The following is a 5,779-nucleotide window of genomic DNA, read 5'->3' on the forward strand; positions in this document are numbered from 1 at the left end:
GCCCCGGCAGCGCCGCCAGCGCGCCGCGCGCGCCGCATGTGACCACCAGCATCCGCGCGCCGTGCGCAAGCAGCCCGGCCAGCCCATCCCGGTCCGGCGCGGCGCCGACGATGGCGCGGTAGCTGCTGTCGTTCATAAAGGCCAGGTCGCACAGCGACAGCAATTGCCGCAGATGGTCGAGGTCCGGCGCCATCGCCGCCTCGATGTCTATCGCCAGCGGCACGCCGGCGGCGCGCGCCAGGTGGCGCATGTCGCGCAGTTCCGCCATGTCGTACGGCATCGCATACAGCAAACGACTCTGCGCCAGCGCGCCGGCCAGGCTGACTTCGTCCAGCGTGCGGCCAGGCATGGGCGCATACACCAGCGCCTTCTCGCCGTCAGCCTCGATCAGGATCAACGCCGTCGGCGACGTGGCGCCCTCGATCACCCGCAACTGCCCGGTGGCGACCCCGCAACGCTCGTATTCGCGCCGCAGAAAGGCGCCGTCGGCATCGGCGGCGATGCGCCCGTAGGCCAGCGTCGGCCGCCCCAGCAGGCCGGCGGCGCAAGCCACGTTGGCGACCGTGCCGCCGGGCGACAGCGGCAGGCGGCGTCCCAACACCTTCTGGTCGGCCAGCGGCGCGCGCTGCACCCTGAACAGCAGATCGATGGTCGGGTCGCCGAAGGCGAGCAGATCGTAACGGCGCCGCTGCGGGAAGGTGAACAGATCGGGCATGCGCATCATCCTGTGGTTGATTTCCTGGAATTCTACATTGGCACGTACCACTTTGTTGAATATTTTCTCGCCAAAATTTTAATTCCGGTTGTTTTATTTTTATTTCAGTGAGATGATGGTACGTACCAATTTACAGGAATGTTCATGACGAGCCACTATACCCCGCCCGCCTTCATCACGTTTACCGGCGTCGACCACGGCGACCTGCTGCCCGGCATGCAGGCGCTTTCCGCACGCTATCCGATTGAATGGGGAGTGCTGTTTGACGCCGCGCAGGAAGCGGCAGCGCTATTTCCATCGGCCGAGGTGCGCGCCGCCCTGCGGGGTGCGCCGTTGCGCCTGTCCGCGCACATCTGCGGCGCGGCCGCGCGCGCCATCGTCCGGGGCGACGATCCGGGACTGGACCTGGCCGGCTTTTCCCGCTTGCAGATCAACCATGCGCGCGCCGGCAGCAACGACGACGAGATCCGCAACAGCGCCCGCTACGCCGCCCACCATGGCGCGCGCGCGGCGCTGCAATGCCAGGGCGAGTTCCCCGACGACCTGCGGGTCGACTGGCTGTACGATGTCTCCTTCGGCACCGGCGTGCGGCCGTCGACCTGGCCGGCGGCGCAGGCGCGCCTGCCCTTCTGCGGCTATTCCGGCGGACTGGGGCCGGACACCGTGCGCGGCACGCTGGGCAGGCTGCCGATCGCCGCCGGCGCCAGCTACTGGATCGACATGGAGTCCGGCGTGCGCACCGACGACCGCTTCGATCTCGCCAAATGCGAAACCGTGTGCCGCATCGTTTTTGACGAGCTGCCGCGCACCAACGGTTAAACTGCGCTACGAATTGATACCGGGAGCACATGTTGAAGCGATATTTCCTGGCGGCGGCCTGCGCCATTGCACTACTGGGCGCGGCGCATGCGACGGCGCCGACGGACATCCCCAAGATCATCATCGACAGCGACTTCGGCACCCTCAACGATGACGGCCAGTTGCTGGTCATCGCCGCGCAGCTGCAGGCGCGCGGCCGGCTGCGGATCCTGGGCCTGACCATCGTCTCGGGCAACCAGTGGCTGCGCCAGGAAGTCGCCGATGCGCTGAAAGCGGTCGAACGGCTCGGCATCGAACAACAGGTCGGCGTGTACGCCGGCGCCAACTACGCGCTGTCGCACGACCTGGCGGCGATCAGGCGGGAACAGCAGCTCGGCGCCGGCGGCGATGGCTACCTGGGCGCTTGGAACAAGCCCGAGCCGCTGGCCGACGCCGACCTTGCGGCGCCGCCGGATGGTCACGCCTCGCATACCAGGGTGCGCGAGCAAAGCGCGGCCGACTTCATCGCCGACAGCGTGCGCCGCCATCCCGGCGAGGTCACCATCCTGGCCGTCGGCCCGCTGACCAATATCGCGCTGGCGGTGCGCAAGCATCCCGACATCGTGCCGCTGATACGCCAGATCATCTACATGGGCGGCGCCTTCGATGTCGGGGGGAACTCCACCAGGGTGGCGGAATTCAACTGGTGGTTCGATCCCGAGGCCGCGCGCGAGGTGCTGCGGCTGCCGGTGCGGCACGTGGTCTTCCCGCTGGACGTCACCGACACCGTACGCATCGACCGCCGGATCTACGAGCGCGTGGTGTATGGCGCGGCGCGCGATGGCATCGTGGCGCGCCTGTACAAGCAGCTCAACGGCTACGGCTACGACGGCAGGAACGGCTTTGAAACCAACCCGGCCTACAGCACCGACGTCTGGGACACGCTGACGCTGGCCTATCTGGTCGACCCCGGCTACGCCATCCGCAGCGTGCGGCGCTGGATCGACATCGACGTCACCGGCGGTGTCGCCACCGGCCGCGCCATCGGCCACGCCGCCCCGCGCCCCGGCCTGCAGCCCGCGACGGTGGTGAAGCGCTTCGACAACCGGCGCTTCTTCCGGTTCTATGTCGATGGCCTGACCGCGCCGGTGCCGGTCGCGCCGCCGCCCCGCAGCGCGACGGCGGCGCGATAAGGCCCGCGCCGTCCGTTACGCCATGCCGCCGGGAACCTTCTGCTCTCCTGATGTGACAGATCGCGGCGCGCCCCGTGCGCGTCTCTATCCCTCATTCACCACAGGAGAATATATGTTCAACGGTCTCACTCCCACCACGCGGGCGGCCCACTATGCCGGTCTCGATTCCCCCGAGGACGCCACCGGGCCGCAAGCAGCGCCTTCCGCGCCGCAGCAGGCGGACCAGGAACGGCAGGCCGGACGGGGTGGTTGTTTCCACGCGTTCGTGCGCGGCCTGAGCTGGATGGCCGCCGGACTGGCCCATCCATTTCAATGGCCGCGGCACCAGCCGGACACGCATGGCGCGCATGGCAGCCGTCCCAAACCCATGCTGGCCAACCGCAGCTCGCTGTGCACCGAGAGCAAGCGCATGGCCAACAACGAGGCGCTGCGGGCGGAACTGTCCAGTGTGTTGCAGGTGACCTACAGCCGCAACCCGGCCCCGCTGGCCAGCAATCTGGCCAACAACCTGCTGCTGGACCTGAACCTGCATGCCGAAGAACGCCTGCAGCACAGCCTCGAGCACATGCCGGGCGCCGTCCCCAACATCAAGCGGATGGTCGAACTCATCCACGGCAAAGTGATGGCCGACGCGCTGCCGGAAGGCTGGCAGCAGATGAGCGGGCAAGCCTTGCTCGACAAGCGCCTGGAACTGGTGGCAGCCCGGTTGAAGCCGGCATTCGAACAGGCCGGGGCACTTCCGCGGCTGCAGGAGTATGTGAGCAAGCGCTCCGGCACGGACCGGGCGACACAGGCATTACGCCAGGGTCTCGAGAAGGTGCTGGGCGCGGATGCCATGGCTGACGTCAAGCTGCTGAAGATGCTGTTCTCGCAGCTGCCGTATTTCGGCGGTTCGGTGCAGTATCGCCTGAATGAGCAGCCGGAGCTGGAATTCTGGATCTATCATCTGAGCACGCTGACCCGCGATTCGTCCCGCCTGCTGAAAGACGCGCCGGAAATGCCCAAGCCCATACACGACTACATCACGGCCGAGGACAGCAGGCTGCCGGTCAACAATCAGCGCAATCTGGGCACGGGCGTGACCGAGGCGCAGTGGCAGGAGTTGCCTAACGAAATAAAGCGCAAGCTGCTGAAGGACCTGGTGCGGCGCCTGGACGCCAGCAACGAGGGCCAGGTCGGCGCCCATTTCGCCAGGAACAAGGAACGCTATGCCGCCTTGCTGGCCGAGGCCGAAGTCGTTCCGGCGGAACGTCTGGGCGAAGAGATCATGGCGTTGTGGGACAAGCTCGATGAGGACGAAAAGAAGGAGGTGTTCGGCGACATCGCCGCGATACCCTGGTCGAGCGCCCACCTCCATGCGCCCGGCACATATGAAAGCGGGTTCCGTATCAGCGAATTGGGGGAGGAACACCACAGCTGGGTGGAGCGCCACCCGGACACGAAAGGCGAGCCGGGACTGCAGAATGTGGCCGGCGTGTTCGGCAACGTGCTGGAAGTCCCGGAAACCGCCGCGGAAAAATACCTGGCCGAGTTGTCCAAAAAAATACCCGGGAGCGAGCAGGCCGTGAGGATGGCGCGGCCGCGGGCGCATGAGTCCGGCGGTTTCCTCGAACTCGATCAGCGGCGATATGCCCTGGACGAGCTAAAGACGGAGTTCATCGAAAAACACGGCGCCTGGCATGAAAAGGCCATGCGGAACAACAAGCCCATCATCGGCGGCATGAGCGGGCATACCCTCGGCTATCTGTCCTTGTACCGCGATGCGCTGTCCCAGTCGGACGCCCCGCATAACGAACCTTCGCTGGAGTATCTGCGGGCACTGATGCTGGCAGGGCTGGTTGGCCAGAAACGCCACCACAGCTATGACGAAGTGATGACGGCCAGCGTCGGCATCGGCGTGGGAGAGCATAAGCTCGCGTATCGCAGCGAAGCGAGCTATCAGGACCTGCTGCAATCGGACGAGCCCGAGATCAGGCAGGCGGCGGAGCAGGCGTTCGAAGGCATCACGGGGGATTTCACCAGGCAGGGAAACCGCTCCGTGCTCGACACGATGTGCAACAGCACGACGCTGAACGCCAGGCAGCAGAAGGCGTTCCGGGCCGAGATGGAGCCGCTGGTCGGGCGCTACCACGCGACGTTGGCCGCCAGCGGCAGCACCGCAGGCGCCCTCGACGGCATCCGCACGGCCATGGAACAGGTCATCGGCAAGCACTTGCCGCATACGGCCGAGGGCCATGGTCCGGAGCTGCAGAGCACGTGGAATTTGCCGCAGAGGTCGGCCGCCAGCTGATGTCCGGCGCCGGCCGCATGTCACGCGCTTGTCACCGACGGCGGATAGACTGGGGAAGTTTGCATCTTTTTTTTCCGGTTCGCATAGCGGAAAATTTTTGTCCGTTCGTCTTATCTGTTAGGCGCTGATGATCAAGGATCTCGACGACTGGTTCGTGGCCGAAGTATTGCCGCTGGAAGGCATGCTGACGCAATATCTGCGCCGTAACTGGCGCAACCACAGCGAGCTGGCCGACTTGCGGCAGGAAGTGTATGTGCGCGTGTACGAGGCGGCGGGCCGGGCCCGTCCGCTGCGTGCCGCGCCCTTCGTGATGGCGACCGCGCGCCATCTGCTGATCGACCGCGCCCGCCGTCAGCAGCTGGTGGAGATCGACAGCGTGGCCGACCTGCCCGAGCCGGGCATGGACGAACTTACGCCCGAGCGGCACGCCGCCGGCCGCGCCGAGCTCGAACAGCTGTGGCAAGCGCTGGCCGCGCTGCCGCCCCGCTGCCGCGAGGTGGTCAGGCTGCGCAAGATGGAGGGATTGTCCCAGCGGGAGGTGGCCGCCAAGATGGGTATCAAGGAGGATACAGTGGAAAAACAGATAGCCAAGGGCATGCGCGCGCTGGTCGACGCCATGCTGCTCGCGGACGGCGCCACGCGCGCCAGTCCGCCGCCGCGCTGGCTCAGGCAAGGCGGCAAGACGTGACGGGGGCGCCGCAGCAGGCGGATCTTCTGGCCGCCCAGGCCGCCGAGTGGCTGGCCCGTCAGGACGGCGCCCCCGTCACGTCTTGCCGCCTTGCC

Annotated in this window: 5 protein-coding genes; 4 read left to right on the forward strand and 1 reads right to left on the reverse strand. The window is 66.6% G+C overall.

Annotated elements, in window-relative coordinates; translation table 11 throughout:
• Positions 1 to 715, reverse strand: a 715-nt coding sequence (locus GTP90_RS34535) for a carbohydrate kinase family protein (RefSeq protein ID WP_161087748.1), incomplete at its 3' end; no start/stop codon positions are given.
• 144 nt (positions 716 to 859) lie between these two features.
• Between GTP90_RS34535 and GTP90_RS34540 the strand changes: the two genes are divergently transcribed.
• The 4 genes from GTP90_RS34540 to GTP90_RS34555 all read left to right on the forward strand — a co-directional run bounded on the left by GTP90_RS34540 (position 860) and on the right by GTP90_RS34555 (position 5,684).
• Positions 860 to 1,534, forward strand: coding sequence for a phosphoribosylanthranilate isomerase (locus GTP90_RS34540; protein WP_161087749.1), 675 nt, complete (start codon positions 860 to 862; stop codon positions 1,532 to 1,534).
• A gap of 29 nt (positions 1,535 to 1,563) precedes the next feature.
• Positions 1,564 to 2,706, forward strand: coding sequence for a nucleoside hydrolase (locus GTP90_RS34545; protein ID WP_161087750.1), 1,143 nt, complete (start codon positions 1,564 to 1,566; stop codon positions 2,704 to 2,706).
• 112 nt (positions 2,707 to 2,818) lie between these two features.
• Entirely contained in the window at positions 2,819 to 4,996 is a 2,178-nt protein-coding gene (locus GTP90_RS34550) for a hypothetical protein (RefSeq protein WP_161087751.1), read from the forward strand.
• 127 nt (positions 4,997 to 5,123) lie between these two features.
• Positions 5,124 to 5,684 carry an RNA polymerase sigma factor gene (locus GTP90_RS34555; protein ID WP_254452187.1) on the forward strand — a complete coding sequence of 187 codons (561 nt, stop codon included), beginning with the start codon at positions 5,124 to 5,126 and terminating at the stop codon, positions 5,682 to 5,684.
• The last annotated feature ends 95 nt before the right edge of the window (positions 5,685 to 5,779 follow it).

The sequence above is a fragment of the Duganella vulcania genome (assembly GCF_009857655.1).
Classification (GTDB): Bacteria; Pseudomonadota; Gammaproteobacteria; order Burkholderiales; family Burkholderiaceae_D; genus Rugamonas; species Rugamonas vulcania.